This window comes from Variovorax boronicumulans (genome assembly GCF_019352895.1).
In the GTDB taxonomy this organism is placed as follows: domain Bacteria; phylum Pseudomonadota; class Gammaproteobacteria; order Burkholderiales; family Burkholderiaceae_C; genus Variovorax; species Variovorax boronicumulans_A.
Map to the genome: position 1 here is coordinate 500,338 of NZ_JAAAFX010000009.1, position 17,917 is coordinate 518,254.

Below are 17,917 nucleotides of genomic sequence, written 5' to 3' on the forward strand. Positions count from 1 at the left end.
CCGCTTTTTTGTTTGAGCGCAATCCTTAGGATGAACCCGCCCACCCAAAGAACCGAAGGACCGCCAGTGTTCAAGTTCCTCTCGCGCGAGCCGATCCACGATCCGCTCGACGCTCCCACGCCGACCGACGAGACCACGGTCAAGACCACCACCTGCTACATGTGCGCCTGCCGCTGCGGCATCCGCGTGCACCTGCGCGATGGCGTGCACGGCCCCGAGGTGCGCTACATCGACGGCAACCCCGAGCATCCGCTGAACAAGGGCGTGATCTGCGCCAAGGGCTCGTCGGGGATCATGAAGCAGGTCTCGCCCGCGCGGCTCACCCGGCCGCTGCTGCGCAAGCCGGGCAGCGAGCGCGGTGCCGGGGAGTTCGAGCCGATCAGCTGGGAGCGCACCTTCGAGATCCTGACCGAACGCCTGGGCAGGATTCGCGCGACCGACCCGAAGAAGTTCGCGCTGTTCACCGGTCGCGACCAGATGCAGGCACTCACCGGCCTGTTCGCGCGCCAGTTCGGCACGCCCAACTATGCAGCGCACGGTGGCTTCTGCTCGGTCAACATGGCCGCGGGGATGATCTACACGATCGGCGGCAGCTTCTGGGAATTCGGCGGGCCCGACCTCGAGCGCGCCAAGCTGTTCGTGATGATCGGCACCGCGGAGGACCACCACAGCAACCCGATGAAGATCGCCCTCAGCAAGTTCAAGCGCGACGGCGGCCGCTTCATCTCGATCAACCCGGTGCGCACCGGCTACTCGGCCATCGCGGACGAGTGGATTCCCATCAAGCCTGGCACCGACGGCGCGCTCTTCATGGCCCTGCTGCACGAGCTGATCGCCAGCAACCTGATCGACCATGCCTTCCTCCGGCGCTTCACCAATGCGCCGCAGCTGGTGGTGCTCGACGAAGGCGAGCGCGAAGGCCTGTTCGCCTTCGACCCGGACCCCGCGCGCGGCCCGCCGGGCGACGGGCGCAACCCGCACAACAAGCTGATCTGGGACCGTGCCGACGGCACCGTCAAGGCGGCCTACCCCGAAGGCGTCGCCGAGTGGTGCGATCCGGCGCTCGAAGGCCATTACACGCTGGCCGACGGCACCCGCGTCGCGCCCGCGTTCCAGCTGCTGCGTGAGCGCGTGGCCGACTGCACGCCCGAATGGGCCGCGGGCATCACCGGCATCGATGCCGAGCGCATCCGCAAGCTGGCGCGCGAGATGGGCGAGACCGCGCTGCATCAGGCCTTCGAGATGCCCATTCCCTGGACCGACGCCTGGGGCAAGGTGCACCCGACCACGCAGGGTCGGCCGGTCGCCTTCCATGCGATGCGCGGGCTGGCCGCGCACTCGAACGGTTTCCAGACCATCCGCGCGCTGGCGGTGCTGATGAGCGTGCTGGGCACCATCGATGCGCCCGGCGGCTTCCGCCACAAGGCGCCGTACCCGCGCCACATCGTGCCGAACTACCGGGCCTTCAATTCGCCCGAGATGATCCAGCCGAACACGCCGCTCAACGCGGCGCCGCTGGGCTTCCCGGCCAGCCCGGACGAGCTGGCGATCAACCCCGACGGCTCGCCGATCCGCATCGACCATGCGTTCTCGTGGGAGCATCCGCTGTCGGCGCACGGGTTGATGCACAACGTGATCACCAATGCCGTCAAGGGCGACCCGTACCGAATCGACACGCTGATGATCTTCATGGCCAACATGGCATGGAACTCGAGCATGAACACGATGGGCGTGCGCGAAATGCTCAACCGCAAGGACGAGAAGGGCGAGTACATGATCCCCTTCCTGGTGGTGTGCGACGCCTTCCAGAGCGAGACCGTGGCCTTCGCGGACCTGGTGCTGCCCGACACCACCTACCTCGAGCGCCACGACGTGATGGGCATGCTCGACCGGCCGATCTCGGAATTCGACGGCCCGGTCGATTCGGTGCGCATCCCGGTGGTGCCGCCGACCGGCGAGTGCAAGCCCTTCCAGGAAGTGCTGATCGAGCTGGCCTCGCGCCTGAAGTTTCCGGCCTTCACGACGCCGGAGGGCGGGCCCAGGTTCAGCGGCTACCCCGATTTCGTCGTCAACTTCCAGCCGCAGCCGGGCATCGGTTTCCTGATGGGCTGGCGCGGCAAGGACGGCACCCAGCACCTCAAGGGCGAGCCCAACCCGAAGCAGTGGGATGCCTACGCGCAGAACAACTGCGTGTTCCAGTACCACATGCCGGAGTCCATGCACTACATGCGCAACTGGAACCGTCAGTACCTGGATTTCGCCAAGGAGCACGGCTGGCGCCAGCGCAACGACCCGGTGCAGATTGCCATCTACTCCGACACGCTGCAGAGCTTTCGGCTGGCCGCGCAGGGCAAGACGCCCGGTCGCCAGCCGCCGGAGGAACTGCGCGAGCGCATCGACACCTACTTCGATCCGTTGCCCTTCTGGTACCCGCCGCTGGAAGACGGCGTGACCGATCGCGTGGCCTATCCGCTCAACGCGCTGACGCAGCGGCCCATGGCGATGTACCACTCGTGGGACTCGCAGAATGCCTGGCTGCGGCAGATCCACAGCCACAACTACCTGCACGTCAACCCGGTCACCGCGAAGGCGGCGGGCATCGAGGATGGCGGCTGGTGCTGGGTCGAGAGCCAATGGGGCCGGGTGCGCTGCATGCTGCGCTACAGCGAGACGGTCGAGCCCGGCACGGTCTGGACCTGGAACGCCATCGGCAAGGCCGACGGTGCCTGGCAACTCGCGCCCGGCGCCGACGAGGCGCGCAAGGGCTTCCTGCTGAACCACCTGATCACCGAGGAGCTGCCCTTTGCCAATTCGCACGGCGGCACCACCATCAGCAACTCCGACCCGATCACCGGCCAGGCCGGCTGGTACGACGTGCGCGTGCGCATCCGGCCGGCCGGGCCCGAGGAGCCGAAGGAAAGCTTCCCGCAGATGACGAGCATGCCCAGCACGCCGGGCGTGGTCGGCAAGGCCGCGAGCGTTCTGACCTACTTCGCCGGAGGACGACGCAAATGATCCAGTGGCTCAAGGACCTGATGGCGGGCGCCTCGCAACCGATGGCGCTGGTGGAGGAGGGCGTGCGGCCCGTGTCGATCTCGCGCGGCGGCGGTGCCAGCGTGCGCGCGGACCCGGGCGAGACGCTGGCCAAGCAGCTCGCCCTGGTGATCGACCTGAACGTGTGCGTCGGCTGCCATGCCTGCGTGACCTCCTGCAAGCAATGGAACACCTCGGGCAGCGCCGGCCCGCTGGCCGACGAGAAGCCCTACGGCGCGGACCCGACCGGCACCTTCTTCAACCGCGTGCAGACCTACGAAGCCGGCACCTACCCGGCCACCGAGACCATCCACTTCCCCAAGAGCTGCCTGCACTGCGAGGACCCGCCCTGCGTGCCGGTGTGCCCCACGGGCGCAAGCTACAAACGCAAGGAAGACGGCATCGTGCTGGTCGACTACGACAAGTGCATCGGCTGCAAGTACTGTGCGTGGGCCTGCCCCTATGGCGCGCGAGAACTCGACGAAGAACGCCAGGTGATGACCAAGTGCACGCTGTGCGTCGACCGCATCTACGACGAGAAGCTGCCCAAGGAGGACCGCAAGCCGGCCTGCGTGAAGGCCTGCCCGACGGGTGCGCGCATCTTCGGCGACGTGAAGGACCCGAACTCCGAAGCCTCGATCGCGATCCGCGAACGCGGTGGCTACTCGCTGATGCCCGAGTGGAACACCGGCCCGGCCAACCAGTACCTGCCGCGCCGCGTGACCGATGTGGCCGGCGGTCGCTCGAAGGTGCAGCCGACAGTGGGGGGCGAGCCATGAACCCGGCCTTCTCCGTCGTGATCTTCACCACCATCGCCGGTGCTGCGCAGGGCATGGTGGTCGCGCTCGCGCTGGCGCGCCTGGCCGGCATGGCCATGGCGCCATCGTTCCTCGGCGCGGCGCTGCTCGTGGCCGAGGCGATGCTGCTGATCGGCCTCGGCGCTTCCTTCGGTCATCTGGGCCGGCCCGAACGCGCATGGCGCGCCGCGATGATGTGGCGCACCTCGTGGCTGTCGCGCGAGGTGATCGTGCTGCCGGCCTTCATGGCCGTGGTCGCGCTCTGGTGGGCTGCGCTGCATTGGGGCGTCGACACCGTGTGGCTGCCGCTGGCCGCCATCGTGCTGGCCGCCTTGCTGTGGTATTGCACGGCCATGATCTATGCCTGCCTGCGCTTCGTCCAGGAATGGGCGCAGCCGTTGACGCTGGTGAACTTCGCGCTCATCGGCCTGTCGTCGGGCCTCGTGCTGACCAGCGCGCTCGCGGCGCTGCGGGGCCAGTCGCCATTGCTCCAGGCAGCCGGCCCGGCGGCCCTGGCCGTCACCGTCGTCGCCTGGATCACGCGCACCATGGCGTTGCGCCGCAACGCGGTGCTGCGGCATGCCTCGACGCTGCAGTCGGCCACGGGCATCCGCGCGCCCAACCTGGTGCAGAAATCGATGGGCATGTCGGCCGGGTCCTTCAACACCCGCGAGTTCTTTCACCACGCGAGCCTGCTCGCGATGAGGAACGTGAAGCGCGCGCTGATCGTGCTGGGCTTCGCGCTGCCGACGGTGCTGCTGCTGTGGGGCGTGGCGACCGCTTCGGGCCTGGCCTTCGGGCTGGCGCTGGCGGTGCAGGTGCCGGGCCTGGTGGCCGAGCGGTGGTTCTTCTTCGCGCAGGCCAGGCACCCGCAGAACCTCTACTACCAGGTGGTTTCCTGAGCGGGGCGGGCGCCGTCGGCGTCGGTGCGCCAGAGTATATTCAGGCCGTATCCAGGCTACCGCGGCGACCCGCCGCCGCTCCACCGATGTCCGTCATCCCCTTGACCCGTTCCGCTCCCGACGACGACGCCGCGGTCCGCGCCGACACCTTGGCCGACCAGGCCTACCGACGGCTTCACCGTGCCCTCATGACCGGCGGGCTGCTGCCCGAGCAGGTGCTGACGGTGCGCGGCATCGCCGAGAGCTATGGCGTGAGCCTGACGCCGGTGCGCGAGGCGATGCAGCGCTTGGTCGCCGAGCGCGCGCTGACGATCGAGAACGCCCGGACCATCCGTGTGCCGCGGCTCGGCGTCGAGACGTACCGGGAGATCCTGCGCATCCGGCTCGCGCTCGAACCGATGGCTGCGCGCGATGCCGCCGCGCGCATGGGCAATGCGGAAATGGACCGGCTGGACCAGGTGGTGGCCACGCACCTTGCGGCCATCCAGGCCGGCAAGGCGCATGAAACATTGAGCGCGAACACCGATTTCCACATGTCGATATATCGTGCCTGCGAGCAACCCGTGCTGGTCGGCATCATCGAGAGCCTGTACCTGCGCGTGGGGCCGACGCTCAACCTGCTGTTTCCCAGCTACTGCGGCAGCCTGACGGGCCATGAGACCCATCTGGAGGCGATCGACGCCTTGCGAAGACGCGACGGCGACGCGCTGGCCCAAGCCATCCGGGACGACTTGACCGAGGGCGCCAAGTTCCTCGTGCGCCTGCTCAAGCCCTGAGACGGACGCGGCCAAATTCGGAAATCGCAGATCGATCTGCGGAAAATGCGGTTGAGAATATATTCAAAGAGCCGTATTCTTTGTCGGAACCCGGGGTCGACGCCCCGTTCTTCGCTACCGCCCTTTCTGAAAGGCATCCGATGAAGCTCAACCTGTCCCGCCGCGAGTTCAGCCTGACCGCGGCCCACATGATGGTCGGTTCGATGGCGGGAGGGGCGCTGATCGGCGCCGGGCCGGCCTTCGGGCAGGCGCAGAAGACGGTCAACCTCGGCACCTTCGGCGGCATCGACGTGCAGAACTACATCCGGGCGAAGAACGCGATGGCCAAGACCTTCGGCAATGCCAAGGTCGACTTCGTGACCGTGCGTGCGGGCTCCGAAGTGATCTCTGCGATCGCGGGCAACAGCCTCGACATGTGCAACCTGGGCGCGAGCCCGATGGTGGTGGGCTATGCCAACGGCGTGCAGGCCTCGCTGGTCTACATCTACAAGAACATCATCGACAGCGAGGCGCTGGTGGTGCAGAACAGCGCCAACATCAAGAAGCTGGCCGACCTCAAGGGCAAGCGCGTGGGCCTGCCGTTCAACACCTCGGTGCATTTCGCGGCGCTTGCGGCCTTCAAGACGGCCGGGCTGGGCATCAACGACGTGCAGCTGATCAACATGCGCGCGGACACCATCGCCTCGGCCTGGACGCGCCGCGAGATCGACGCGAGCTACATCTGGGTGCCGGTGATCCCCAAGCTGGTCGAGGACGGCGGCACGGTGCTGTTCCAGACCGGCGATCTCAACAAGGCCGCGGGCCTGGTGATGTTCGACGCCTTCCTGGTGCGCGACGAGTTCAAGAAGAAGAACCCCGAGCTGGTGCTCGCCTTCCTGAAGGACTTCGAGCAGATCGCCGTGACCTTCAAGCAGAACCCGAAGGACGTGGTCGACACCATGACCAAGTTCCTCGGCGTGGACGAGGCGGCCGTGATGCGCTCGCTCAACACCTTCTATCCGGTGCCCGCGAAGGAGCAGCTGAGCGCGCAGTGGCTGGGCAAGCCGGGCGAGAAGAACTCGGCGGTGGTCAAGACGCTGCAGGTGCAGGCCGAGTTCCTGAAGGAGACCGGGCAGATCAATGCGCTGCCCAAGGACATGAACGGGCTGATCGACAGCAGCTTCGTCGCGCAGCTCGCCTGATGCACGGCGACCTGCGCACGAACGGCGGTGCCGCGGCGGCGCCGTCGGGGGTCAAGGCCCGCTTCGACCACGTCACCAAGCGCTTCGGCAGTGGTGACGGGGCCGTGCAGGCGCTGGAGCCGATCTCGCTCGACATCGCCGAGAACGCCTTCGTGTGCCTGGTCGGTCCCTCGGGCTGCGGCAAGAGCACGCTGCTCAACATCCTGGCCGGCTTCGAGACGCCGACCAGCGGACAGGCGCTGATGGATGGCGTGCCCGTGCGCGGCCCGGACCCACGGCGCGGCGTCGTCTTCCAGCAGGGCGCGCTGTTCACCTGGATGAACGTGCGCGACAACGTGGCCTTCGGTCCGCTGGCCACCGGCAAGTCCTCGTCCGAGGCCCAGCGCATCGCCATGCACTACCTCGAGATGGTCGGGCTCACGGCGTTCGCCAAGCGCTATCCCTATGAGCTGTCGGGCGGCATGCAGCAGCGCGTGGGCATTGCGCGCGCGCTCGCCAACGATCCCGAGATCCTGTTGATGGACGAACCCTTCGCCGCACTCGACGCCCAGACGCGGGAGCTGCTGCAGGAAGAGATCAAGCGCATCTGGCAGAGCACGCGCAAGACGGTGCTGTGGATCACGCACAGCATCGAGGAGGCGCTGTTCCTGGCGACCGACATCGTCGTGATGTCGGCGCGGCCGGGCCGCATCAAGGCCCGGCTGGCACCGCAGTTCGCGCTCAGCGAAGACCCTGCGGTGGTGGCCAGCGTCGAGTTCATGCGCATGAAGGCCGAGATCTTCGCGTTGCTGCGCGAGGAGTCGCTCGCTGCGCAGCGCCAGGAGGTCGAGCGATGAGTGGCGCGACGCATGCCGGCAGCCGCCGCACGCGGCGCTCGCTGTGGATCAACCTCGGCTCCTTCCTGGGCCTGCTGCTGCTGTGGCTGCTGGTCACCACGCCGATCGGTGAGAAGCCGATGGTGGCGCCACTGTTCCTGCCTTCGCCCGGTTCGGTGTGGGACACCTTCCTCACGCTGCTCAGGAACGGCTACCAGGGCAAGACGCTCGGCCATCACCTGGGGATCAGCCTGTATCGCTTCGGCATCGCGTTCGTGGTGTCGGTCGTGGTCGCGGTGCCGCTCGGGCTCTGGATGGGCATGAACGAGACGGTGAAGGCGGTGCTCGATCCGCCCATCGAGATCAGCCGCCCGATGCCCAAGCTCGCGCTGCTGCCGCTGCTGATCATCTGGTTCGGCATCGGCGAACTGGCGAAGGTGGTGATCATCGTGCTGGCGCTGTTTCCGATCCTGTCGATCAGCGCGATGCAGGCGGTGCGCGGCGTGGGCCGGCGCAAGGTGCAGGCGGCGCTGGCGCTCGGCGCCTCGCGCGGGATGATCTTCCGCCGCGTGATCTTTCCGGCCAGCCTGCCCGGCATCTTCACGAGCGTGCGCGTGTGCATCGGGCTGGGCGTGACGATGCTGGTCGGCGCCGAGATGATCGCGACCAGCGCGGGCATCGCCTACATGGCGATGTCGGCGTCGGACTTCCTGCTGACCAACGTCGTGATCGTGGGCGCGCTGATCATGGCCGCGCTCGGCTACCTGCTCGACCTGTGCGCCCGCGCGCTCGAGAACCATGTCGTTCACTGGGGCGGCAAGGAGGGCTGACCGCCCGCGTGTCCATCCGAACCCGAAAGCGCACCCGCTGCGCACTGGAGACTTCAATGACGATGCTGCCCAAGGAAGGCATTCCGTGGCCCGCGCTGAAGGCGCAGTTGGAGGAGGCCGGCAAGAACGACGTCGACTGGCGCGGTGGTCGCGTGCCGATGTTCATCCATTACGCGGGGGAAGACGTGCTCGACGTGGCGCGCCAGGCCTACCAGATGTATTTCTCGGAGAACGGGCTGGGGCTGCGCGCCTTCGGCAGCCTGGAGCGCTTCGAGTCCGAGGTGGTCGCGATGGGACTCGGCCTGCTGCACGGCGGCCCGCTGGCGCGTGGCGCCATGACCACCGGCGGGACCGAGAGCATCTTCCTTGCGGTGAAGGCGGCGCGCGACCAGGCACGCGGGCGGCTCCCGTCCAAGGGCACGCCGCAGATCGTGATGGCCGCCAGCGCCCATCCGGCCTTCGACAAGGCCGCGCATTTCATGGGCCTCACGCCGATCCGCACGCCGTTGCGTGCCGACTTCACCGCCGACCCGGCGGCCATCGCCGCGGCGATCACGCCCGACACCGTGATGGTGGTCGGCTCGGCGCCGGCCTTTCCGCATGGGGTGGTCGACCCGATCGGCGAGATCGCCGCGGCCGCCAGTGCGCGCGGGGTGTGGATGCACGTCGATGCATGCGTCGGCGGCTACTTTGCGCCCTTCGCGCAGCAGCTCGGCGTGACATTGCCCGACTGGGACTTCTCGGTGCCCGGCGTGACTTCGATCTCGGCCGACCTCCACAAGTACGGCTACACCGCCAAGGGCGCATCGACGCTGTTCTTCCGCGATGCCGACGGTTTTGCGGGCATGGGCTGGTACTTCGACCAGTGGCCGCGCGGCCAGTACTTCACGCATACGCTGGTCGGTACCCGGGCCGGCGGCGCCATCGCTGCCGCATGGGCCGTGATGAACTACCTCGGCGAAGACGGCTATCGGCGTGTCGCCGCGCGCGTGCTCGCCACCCGGCGCGCACTGCAGGATGGCGCGGCCTCGCTCGGGCTGCCGACGCTGGGCGACCCGCAGCTCTCGATCCTGGCCTACGGTTCGCCCGCGCACGACATCGCAGCCATCGGTGCCGGGCTCACACGTCGCGGCTGGGTGGCGGGTTATGTCACCGAGCCCGCCGGCTTGCACCACATGCTCAATCTCACGCACGAGCCAGTGGTCGGACGCTATCTGGACGATCTGGCCGCGGCCATCCAGGAAGCGCCGGCGCCGCAGGGCGCGGCGCCACGGGTGGACGCGCGCTACTGAAACGCATCGGCGGGCTCGCCGATGAAATGACATTGCGAGCAATTCAGCGGGCGAGCAGGGGCTGGGCCCATTTCGCGCATTCGGCCCGCAGTGTGTCGCGCAGTTGCCAGCAGCGGCCGCTGCCGGTGCAGTCTGCAAGCAGAAGGCGGGCGTCCAGGTCGCTGCCGGATTCCTTTTGCGTTGCAATGCAGGGTCATGGCGCCAATTGTGATTTGGCATGGAGAGGATGTTTTTCTCCATGCTGTACCTCGTTCTATTGATTTCTCCGTTGGAGATGAGCGCTGGTGCCCCCTTGAGGGTTCATGGTTGGCTGGTGCGCGCTGAAAAAATTGTTTTTCCAGGGCGCCTTTGAAATTCCTTAGGGTGTCGAGGTGAGGTCTTGAGTTGCGAGAGGCCGTCCCGGACGGAATGGGAAATCCTGTAACGTGGATGCTGCGGGATCTTTCATCGGCGGATCACGCTGGCGGGCCTGTGTTCCGTGATGGTCCAATGCAGTTCGGCGACAGCAGTGCGGTGCCGCCTAGGGGTGGATCACTGCAGCGAGAAGACAGTTGCAGAGCGAAGCACAGAATATTCTCTTGAGCATCCCGCCGACCAGAAGAGCTTGCCTCATCAAGCTGGACGCGAATGAGATGCGCCGTCTGCGGCGCGATGATCGAGAGCGAAGAGTGAATGCGCCTCGCGCGCAAATTCTATTTCGGATGCCGGCCTTGGATTGCAATGGTCTGCCATTGCACGCACCGGAAAAATCGGCATCACTTCCGGTATCAGGCATTGGCATCGACCGTCTCGCAGTCATCCGAGCTGGCAGTATTTTGGTTGTCAGTAAAAAGTAATCAATTTACATTTTTTCACCGTAACTGTCCTTGACGGATTCATAGTCGTTACCATTGCCACGGCTTTTCAGGGGGCAGGCAAGCCAGATCCCCCGGCTCGCGTTCTGACGCGGCAGCCCCTCTTCTTTGTCCCGGTGCCGCGCAATCCCGTTCCTATGAAAAACCTGACCCTTCGCCAACGCATGCTGGCCAGCTTTGCCGTGATCCTGGGCATCATGGCCTCGATGGCGGCGCTCAACCTCACACGCCTGGTGACGATCGAGCGCGAGGCCGACGTGCTGCGCACCGACTCTGTGCCGGGTCTGTTCTACAGCGCGTCGCTGCGCTCGACCTGGGGCGCGAGCTTCATCCAGTTGCGCGATGTGCTCGAACAGTCGACGCCCGAGAATCGACGCGCGCTGATGGGCGCCCGCGCGCGTTCCGATGCGCATTTCGATGAACTGCTGGCCGGCTACGACGGCACTCTGCATTCGACGGAAGAGGCGGCGCTAGCCAAGGATTTTCGTCAGGCCGTGGCCGAGTACCGGCGACTGCGCGACCTGCTGCTGGCCGATGAAACGATGGCCGCCCAGGGCCGTGCCCGCGTGGCGGTGCAGGAGCAGCTGCTGCCGCAGTTCACCCGCGGCAGCGAGGCGCTGGTAGCGATCCTCGCAGTCAACAAGAAGCAGGCCGACATCGCGACCGCGAGCATCGGCGCGGCGATTTCGAATGCGCAGAAGGGCATCCTCGTGTCGCTGAGCGTGGCGCTGGTCGCGGCCATCGCTTGCGGCATCCTGCTGATGCGCGCGATCACCCAGCCGATGGGCGCCATCGTCAGCGGGCTGACGCAGCTGGGCGCGGGTGACCTGAGCCGACGCCTCGACCTGGCGCGCAAGGACGAGTTCAACGCGATCCAGCTCGGCTTCAACACGACGGCCGACGAACTGTCGACGCTGGTGAGCAGGGCGCAGCGCTCCGCGATCCAGGTGGCGACCTCGGTGACCGAGATTGCGGCCACCTCGCGCCAGCAGCAGGCCACCGTGACCGAGATCGCCGCCACGACCACCGAGATCGGCGCGACCTCGCGCGAGATCTCGGCCACCTCGCGCGATCTGGTGCGCACCATGACCGAGGTGTCGGGCGCGGCCGAACGCACGGCAGAACTCGCGGGCAGCGGGCAGACCGGCCTGGCGCGCATGGAGGACACGATGCGCAACGTGGTCGACGCCGCGGGCTCGGTCAACGGCAAGCTGGCCGTGCTCAACGAGAAGGCCGGCAACATCAACCAGGTGGTGACGACCATCACCAACGTGGCGAACCAGACCAACCTGCTGTCGCTGAACGCGGCCATCGAGGCCGAGAAGGCCGGCGAGTACGGGCGCGGCTTCGTGGTGGTGGCCACCGAGATCCGCCGCCTGGCCGACCAGACGGCCGTGGCCACCTACGACATCGAGCAGATCGTGCGCGAGATCCAGTCCTCGGTGTCGGCCGGCGTGATGGGCATGGACAAGTTCTCCGAGGAAGTGCGCCGCGGCATGGCCGACATGCAGCAGGTCGGCGACCAGCTGTCGCAGATCATCCAGCAGGTGCAGACGCTGGCGCCGCGCGTGCAGATGGTCAACGAAGGCATGGGCGCGCAGGCGACCGGTGCCGAACAGATCAACCAGGCGCTGGCCCAGCTGAGCGAGGCGACGCAGCAGACCGTCGAGTCGCTGCGCCATTCCAGTTCGGCCATCGACGAGCTCAACCTCGTCGCGAACGACCTGCGAAGCGGCGTCTCGCGATTCAAGGTGTGAGCGCCGTGCGCAGGCTGTTCCTGCTGTTTCGCCTTGGCGACGATCGCTATGCGTTGGCGGCCGATGCGGTGGTGCGCGTGTTGCCGCTGCAAGCGCTCAAGCAACTGCCGGGCACGCCCGACTGGGTGGCCGGCGTGCTCGTGCATCGGGGAGCGCCGGTGCCTGTCATCGACCTCGGCGGCCTGGCACTCGGCCGGCCTTCGCGTCACCTGACGAGCACGCGCATCGTGCTGGTGACCTACCGCCATCGCGGCCTGGGCGCGGCGCGCACGCTGGCCCTGATACTCGAAGGCGTGACGGAGACGGGTCACCGCAACCCGGCCGACTTCGTGCCATGCGGCCTCGACAGCCCGCGCGCGCGCTATCTCGGGCCGGTGCTCGACGAAGCGGAGGGCATGCTGCAATGGGTCGATGTCGACGCGCTGCTGAGCGACGAAGCCCGCGCCTTGCTGTTCCCCGATGCCGTTGCCGGGGAGCCCGCATGCAGCTGACGACCCACCCGCGCTTCGGCGACCTGCTCAAGCAGCGCATCGGGCTGGATGCCGGGTCGATCGGCGACGCGGCGATCGCGCGTGCGGTGCGCCTGCGTTCGACCGCCTGCGGCGCCGCCGACGACGCACACTACTGGGCGCTGCTGCAGTCCAGCCCGGCCGAGGTGCAGCAGCTGATCGAAGCGGTGGTGGTGCCCGAGACCTGGTTCAACCGCTACCCGGAGTCGCTGACCGCGCTCGTGGAGGTGGTGCGCGCGCGGCTGTCGCGCAGCACCAAGGTGCGCATCCTCAGTCTTCCCTGTTCGACCGGCGAGGAGCCTTATTCCATCGTCATGGCCTTGCTCGACGCAGGCATTCCCGCCGACAGCATCGCGGTGGACGCGGTCGACGTCAGCGAGAAGGTGATCGCGTTCGCGCAGCGCGCGGTGTATGGCGCGAACTCGTTCCGCGGCGATGTGGCCGGCCTGCGCGAGCGCTACTTCAGCGCTTCGCCGCAGGGCGAGGTGCTGGCGCGGCGCGTGGCCGAGCGCGTCAGCCTGCGCGCGGGCAACCTGTTCGATCCGCAGGCACTCGCCGGTGCGCAGCTCTACGACATCATCTTCTGCCGCAACCTGCTGATCTATTTCGACGCGCCGACGCAGGAGCGCGCGCTGGACGTGCTGACGCGCGCGACGCACGCGACGGGTGCGCTCTTCGTGGGGCCGGCCGAGGCCAGCCTGCTGACCCGGCACGGCCTGCGCGCGATGGCGCCGCACGCCTTCGGCTTCTACGTCGGCCGCGCGCCGGTCGCGGCCCGCACCGTGTCGGCCCGAGCGACACCGGCGGCGCCGCGGCTGCGGCCCGGGCCGGGTGCCGCCGCGCCGCGTGCGCCGGCACGGGTGCATCCCGTGGCGCCGCCAGCGCCACCCGTCGTTGCACCTGTCGTGGCGTCGCCGCCGGACATCGACGGCCTGGACGCACTGCGCCGACTGGCCGACCGCGGGCCGGCGGCCGACGCGCTCGCCGCCTGCGAGCATTGGCTTGCCACGCATGTCCCGGCGGCGCAGGTGTATGGCCTGCAGGGCATGCTGCACGATTCGCTGGGCCAGCCGCGGCAGGCCGAGGCCGCCTACCGCAAGGCCCTCTATCTCGAGCCGTCGCATGCGGAATCGCTGGTGCATCTGGCGGCGCTGCTGGCGGCGCAAGGCGACCTCGAAGGCGCGCGCCGCCTGCATGCGCGCAGCGCAAGACAGGAGCGCCGCCATGCCTGAGGACCTGTCGCAGGCGGCAGTCGACGACTGCTGGAACCGCATCGGCATCCACGGCGACAAGCGTTGCGAGTTGCTGGTGGCGCACGTGCACTGCCGCAACTGCCCGGTGTACGCGCGCACCGCGAGGGAACTGCTCGACCGCTTTCCACCCAGCCTGGCCGTGGCGCCGCCGCCGACCGACGACGACGCGGCCCTGACTTCCCACATGGCGCATCACGCGCTCGCGCTGCTGGTGTTCCGCGTGCAGGGCGAATGGCTCGGCCTGCCGACCCGCGTGCTGGAAGAGGTGGCGCCGGTGCGGCCGGTGCACACGCTGCCGCACCACTGGAGCCCGGCGCTGCTGGGCATGACCAACGTGCGCGGCACGCTGACCGTCTGCGTCTCGCTGGCCCAACTGCTGGGCATCGACCCGCAGCGCACGCCCGAAGCGCGTGCGCGCCAGGGCGCGCCGCGGATGCTGGTGATGGCCGGCGCCAACGGCATGGGCCGGCCCGTCGTGCTGCCGGTGGACGAAGTCGACGCCATTTACCGCGTCGACGAGACCGCGATGCAGGCGTTGCCCGACACCTTGTCGCACGCCAGTGTGAAGTGCGCGCGCGGCATGGTGCGCTGCGGGCCGCGCACGGTGGGCGTGCTCGATGCGACGCTGCTGGCCCAGGCCATCGATCGGAGCCTCGCATGAACCCCGACCAGATCCGCGACGCCTCGATGCTGGAGCTGTTCCAGATGGAGGCCGAGACCCAGGTCCAGGTGCTCAATGCCGGCCTGCTCGCGCTGGAGCGCGATCCGCGCGCGGCCGCGCACCTCGAGGCCTGCATGCGTGCGGCCCATTCGCTCAAGGGCGCCGGCCGCATCGTCGACCTCGAACCCGCGGTGCGCATCGCCCACGTGATGGAGGACTGCCTGGTGAAGGCGCAGGAGGGCCGGCTGCTGCTGCAACCTGCCGACATCGATGCGCTGCTGTTGGGTGCCGACCTGCTGCTGCGCGTGGCCACGCCGGGCGCCGACCTGACGCAGGCCATCGGCGAACTGGAGGCGCGGCTCAGCGGCCAGCATCCTGCGGGCGTGGCGGTGCCACCACCCGCGCCCGTGCCCGTCGCGGTGCAGGTTCCCGCCGCACCCGAAGCGCAGGCGGCCGCGGTGCCCGACGAGGAGCGTGTGCTGCGCGTGACAGCCGACACGCTCAATCGCCTGCTCGGGCTGTCGAGCGAGACCCTGGTCGAGTCGCACCGGCTCGCCCCATTCAACGCGTCCATGCTGCGGCTCAAGCGCCAGCAGCGCAGCGCCAGCCAGGCCCTCGAGACGGTGCGCACGCTGCTGGCGGAGCAGCCGGTCGATGCGCGGCTGCAGGCGGCGCTCGACCAGGCGCTGCAGGTCATGGGCGACTGCGAGCGCGGCCTGGGCGAACGCATGGGTGAACTCGACCAGTTCGGCTGGCGCATGAGCCACCTGGCCCAGCGCCTCTACGACACCGCGCTGGCCTGCCGCATGCGGCCCTTCGGCGATGGCCTCGGCGTGATGGCGCGTTCGGTGCGCGACCTCGGCCGCGCGCTCGGCAAGCAGGTGCGACTCGAGATCGAGGGCGCCGCGACGCAGGTTGACCGCGACATTCTCGAGAAGCTCGAAGCGCCGCTGACCCACCTGATGCGCAATGCGCTGGACCACGGCATCGAAATGCCGCAGGCGCGGCTGGCGGTGGGCAAGCCGGCCGAGGGCGTGGTGCGGCTGCAGGCACGGCACAGCGCCGGCATGCTGCTGATCGAGATCGGCGACGACGGCAAGGGCATCGACCTGGACCGCCTGCGCGCCGAAATCGTGCGCCGTCGCCTGTCGACCGCCGAGACCGTCGAGCGGCTCAGCGAATCGGAGCTGCTCGAATTCCTCTTCCTCCCCGGCTTCAGCACCCGCACCGAGGTCACCGAGATCTCGGGCCGCGGCGTGGGACTCGACGTGGTGCAGAACATGGTGCGGCAGCTGCGCGGCGCGGTGCGGGTGCACCAGCAGGCGGGGCAGGGCATGCGCTTCGTGCTGGAAATGCCGCTGTCGCTGTCGGTCATGCGCAGCCTGCTGGTGGAGATCGGCGGCGAGAACTACGCCTTTCCGCTGGCCTACGTCACGCACGCGCTCGAGGCGCCGCGCGCGGGCATCGAGCAGATCGAAGGGCACCAGCACCTGCGCTTCCTGGACCGGCACATCGGCCTGGTATCGGCGCGCCAGCTCCTGCAATACGACGAGCCCGCCGCCACCAGCGACACCGTGAGCGTGGTGGTGGTCGGCGAGCATGGCGCCATGTATGGCGTGGCGGTGGACCGCTTCGTCGGCGAGCGCACGCTGGTCGTGCAGCCGCTCGATCCGCGCCTGGGCAAGCTGCAGGACATCCAGGCGGGCGCGCTGATGGAAGACGGGACGCCGCTGCTGATCCTCGATGTGGAAGATCTGCTGCAGTCGATCCGCAAGCTGATCGCAGGCGGCCGGCTCACGCGCGTGGACGCGGGCGGCGCGGTCGCCGACACCTCGCCGCGCAAGCGCGTGCTGGTCGTGGACGACTCGTTGACGGTGCGCGAACTCGAGCGCAAGCTGCTGGTCAATCGCGGTTACGACGTTGCGGTCGCGGTCGACGGTGTCGACGGCTGGAACGTATTCCGCTCGGAGCCCTTCGACCTGGTGGTCACCGACGTCGACATGCCGCGCATGGATGGCATCGAGCTCGTGGCCCGCATGAAGCGCGACCCGCGTCTGCAGCACATCCCGGTGATCGTGGTTTCCTACAAGGACCGCGAAGAAGACCGTCAGCGCGGCCTGGATGCCGGTGCCGACTACTACCTCGCGAAGAGCAGCTTCCATGACGAGGCACTGCTCGACGCGGTGGAAGACCTGATCGGAAAGGCAAGCGCATGAAGATCGGCATCGTGAACGACATGCCGCTGGCGGTCGAAGCGCTCAAGCGGGCCATCGCGCTGGACCCGAGCTTCCAGGTGATCTGGGTCGCCCATACCGGCGCCGAAGCCGTCGAGTGCTGCGCCGCGCAGCGACCCGAGGTGGTGCTGATGGACCTGCTCATGCCGGTGATGGACGGCGTGGAGGCGACGCGGCGCATCATGGCCGAGACGCCGTGCGCGATCGTCGTCGTCAGCGGCGACGTCGCCGGCCAGACCGGCCGGGTGTTCGATGCGATGGGCCACGGCGCGCTCGACGTCGTCAGCACGCCGGTGCTGGGGGCGGGCGACATCCGCGAGGCGGCGGCGCCGCTGCTGCGCAAGATCCGCAACGTGGGCTGGCTCATCGGGCGCTACGACCCGGCGCGCGTGATGCCGGCCCCCGCGGTCGGCCACGGTCCATCCGCACCGGCCGCGCGGCTGGTCGCGATCGGTGCCTCGGCCGGTGGCCCGGCCGCGCTGGCCGAACTGCTCAAGGCCCTTCCGATCGACTTCCCGGCGGCCATCGTGCTGGTGCAGCACGTCGACGCGCATTTCGCAGCCGGCATGGCCACCTGGATCGATGCCCAGACCGTGCTGCCCGTGCGGCTGGCGGTGGAGGGCGAAGTGCCGCGCGCCGGCACCGTGCTGCTCGCCGGCACCGACGACCACCTGCACCTGCGGCCCGATGGCCGCCTGCATTACATGAACGAGCCGGCGGCCGCGCTGTACCGCCCGTCGATCGACGTGTTCTTCCAGGACCTGGCCAACCACTGGCGCGGCGAAGCCGTCGGCGTGCTGCTGACCGGCATGGGCCGCGACGGCGCGCAGGGCCTGAAGGCCATGCGCGAGCGCGGCTTCCTGACCATCGCCCAGGACCGCGCCACCAGTGCCGTCTACGGCATGCCGAAGGCGGCCGCCGAGCTCGGCGCGGCCAGCGAGATCCGCCCGCTGTGCGAGATCGCACCCCGGCTGATGACCTGTTTCCCGACGCTGCGCGCGCCGGTCCCCCGAGGATATTGAC

General features: G+C 68.4%; 14 protein-coding genes. All 14 read left to right on the forward strand.

Features of this window, described 5'->3' with window-relative positions; translation table 11 throughout:
- Nucleotides 1-66 precede the first annotated feature (66 nt).
- The 14 genes from K0H49_RS21465 (at nucleotide 67) to K0H49_RS21530 (ending at nucleotide 17,916) form a co-directional block, all read left to right on the forward strand.
- Nucleotides 67-3,015, forward strand: a complete 2,949-nt coding sequence (locus K0H49_RS21465; RefSeq protein ID WP_219216806.1) for a molybdopterin oxidoreductase family protein — start codon at nucleotides 67-69, stop codon at nucleotides 3,013-3,015.
- A complete protein-coding gene (locus tag K0H49_RS21470) occupies nucleotides 3,012-3,812 on the forward strand; it encodes a 4Fe-4S dicluster domain-containing protein (RefSeq protein WP_257625060.1) in 801 nt (266 codons plus the stop codon). Before K0H49_RS21465 ends, K0H49_RS21470 begins: the two co-directional genes overlap by 4 nt.
- Complete coding sequence (locus K0H49_RS21475) at nucleotides 3,809-4,732, forward strand: dimethyl sulfoxide reductase anchor subunit family protein (protein WP_219216808.1); 924 nt, start codon at nucleotides 3,809-3,811, stop codon at nucleotides 4,730-4,732. The genes K0H49_RS21470 and K0H49_RS21475 overlap by 4 nt, the downstream gene beginning before the upstream one ends.
- 101 nt (nucleotides 4,733-4,833) lie before the next feature.
- The gene (locus K0H49_RS21480; protein ID WP_219216810.1) at nucleotides 4,834-5,508 is read left to right on the forward strand and encodes a GntR family transcriptional regulator; all 675 of its coding nucleotides are present in this window, start codon (nucleotides 4,834-4,836) and stop codon (nucleotides 5,506-5,508) included.
- A gap of 140 nt (nucleotides 5,509-5,648) precedes the next feature.
- A complete protein-coding gene (locus K0H49_RS21485; RefSeq protein ID WP_219216812.1) occupies nucleotides 5,649-6,689 on the forward strand; it encodes a taurine ABC transporter substrate-binding protein in 1,041 nt (346 codons plus the stop codon).
- On the forward strand, nucleotides 6,689-7,525 hold the full coding sequence (locus K0H49_RS21490; protein ID WP_219216814.1) for an ABC transporter ATP-binding protein: 837 nt from the start codon (nucleotides 6,689-6,691) through the stop codon (nucleotides 7,523-7,525). The genes K0H49_RS21485 and K0H49_RS21490 overlap by 1 nt, the downstream gene beginning before the upstream one ends.
- Complete coding sequence (locus K0H49_RS21495) at nucleotides 7,522-8,334, forward strand: ABC transporter permease (RefSeq protein ID WP_219216816.1); 813 nt, start codon at nucleotides 7,522-7,524, stop codon at nucleotides 8,332-8,334. The genes K0H49_RS21490 and K0H49_RS21495 overlap by 4 nt, the downstream gene beginning before the upstream one ends.
- A gap of 56 nt (nucleotides 8,335-8,390) precedes the next feature.
- Nucleotides 8,391-9,626: a pyridoxal phosphate-dependent decarboxylase family protein gene (locus K0H49_RS21500; protein WP_219216819.1), complete on the forward strand. Its 1,236-nt coding sequence runs from the start codon at nucleotides 8,391-8,393 to the stop codon at nucleotides 9,624-9,626.
- Nucleotides 9,627-10,617: 991 nt separating this feature from the next.
- Nucleotides 10,618-12,237, forward strand: coding sequence for a methyl-accepting chemotaxis protein (locus K0H49_RS21505; RefSeq protein WP_219216821.1), 1,620 nt, complete (start codon nucleotides 10,618-10,620; stop codon nucleotides 12,235-12,237).
- Nucleotides 12,238-12,242: 5 nt separating this feature from the next.
- Complete coding sequence (locus K0H49_RS21510) at nucleotides 12,243-12,728, forward strand: chemotaxis protein CheW (RefSeq protein WP_219216823.1); 486 nt, start codon at nucleotides 12,243-12,245, stop codon at nucleotides 12,726-12,728.
- Entirely contained in the window at nucleotides 12,719-13,978 is a 1,260-nt protein-coding gene (locus K0H49_RS21515) for a CheR family methyltransferase (RefSeq protein ID WP_219216825.1), read from the forward strand. The genes K0H49_RS21510 and K0H49_RS21515 overlap by 10 nt, the downstream gene beginning before the upstream one ends.
- Complete coding sequence (locus tag K0H49_RS21520; RefSeq protein WP_219216832.1) at nucleotides 13,971-14,660, forward strand: chemotaxis protein CheW; 690 nt, start codon at nucleotides 13,971-13,973, stop codon at nucleotides 14,658-14,660. The genes K0H49_RS21515 and K0H49_RS21520 overlap by 8 nt, the downstream gene beginning before the upstream one ends.
- The gene (locus K0H49_RS21525) at nucleotides 14,657-16,876 is read left to right on the forward strand and encodes a hybrid sensor histidine kinase/response regulator (RefSeq protein ID WP_219216834.1); all 2,220 of its coding nucleotides are present in this window, start codon (nucleotides 14,657-14,659) and stop codon (nucleotides 16,874-16,876) included. Before K0H49_RS21520 ends, K0H49_RS21525 begins: the two co-directional genes overlap by 4 nt.
- Nucleotides 16,873-17,916 carry a chemotaxis response regulator protein-glutamate methylesterase gene (locus tag K0H49_RS21530; RefSeq protein ID WP_219216836.1) on the forward strand — a complete coding sequence of 348 codons (1,044 nt, stop codon included), beginning with the start codon at nucleotides 16,873-16,875 and terminating at the stop codon, nucleotides 17,914-17,916. Before K0H49_RS21525 ends, K0H49_RS21530 begins: the two co-directional genes overlap by 4 nt.
- The last annotated feature ends 1 nt before the right edge of the window (nucleotide 17,917 follow it).

Bases quoted from the DNA above. Each gene is read 5' to 3' on its own strand.
- K0H49_RS21470 (WP_257625060.1), top strand. From the start codon at position 3,012: ATGATCCAGTGGCTCAAGGACCTGATGGCGGGCGCCTCGCAACCGATG.
- K0H49_RS21475 (WP_219216808.1), top strand. From the start codon at position 3,809: ATGAACCCGGCCTTCTCCGTCGTGATCTTCACCACCATCGCCGGTGCT.
- K0H49_RS21485 (WP_219216812.1), top strand. From the start codon at position 5,649: ATGAAGCTCAACCTGTCCCGCCGCGAGTTCAGCCTGACCGCGGCCCAC.
- K0H49_RS21490 (WP_219216814.1), top strand. From the start codon at position 6,689: ATGCACGGCGACCTGCGCACGAACGGCGGTGCCGCGGCGGCGCCGTCG.
- K0H49_RS21495 (WP_219216816.1), top strand. From the start codon at position 7,522: ATGAGTGGCGCGACGCATGCCGGCAGCCGCCGCACGCGGCGCTCGCTG.
- K0H49_RS21500 (WP_219216819.1), top strand. From the start codon at position 8,391: ATGACGATGCTGCCCAAGGAAGGCATTCCGTGGCCCGCGCTGAAGGCG.
- K0H49_RS21505 (WP_219216821.1), top strand. From the start codon at position 10,618: ATGAAAAACCTGACCCTTCGCCAACGCATGCTGGCCAGCTTTGCCGTG.
- K0H49_RS21515 (WP_219216825.1), top strand. From the start codon at position 12,719: ATGCAGCTGACGACCCACCCGCGCTTCGGCGACCTGCTCAAGCAGCGC.
- K0H49_RS21520 (WP_219216832.1), top strand. From the start codon at position 13,971: ATGCCTGAGGACCTGTCGCAGGCGGCAGTCGACGACTGCTGGAACCGC.
- K0H49_RS21525 (WP_219216834.1), top strand. From the start codon at position 14,657: ATGAACCCCGACCAGATCCGCGACGCCTCGATGCTGGAGCTGTTCCAG.
- K0H49_RS21530 (WP_219216836.1), top strand. From the start codon at position 16,873: ATGAAGATCGGCATCGTGAACGACATGCCGCTGGCGGTCGAAGCGCTC.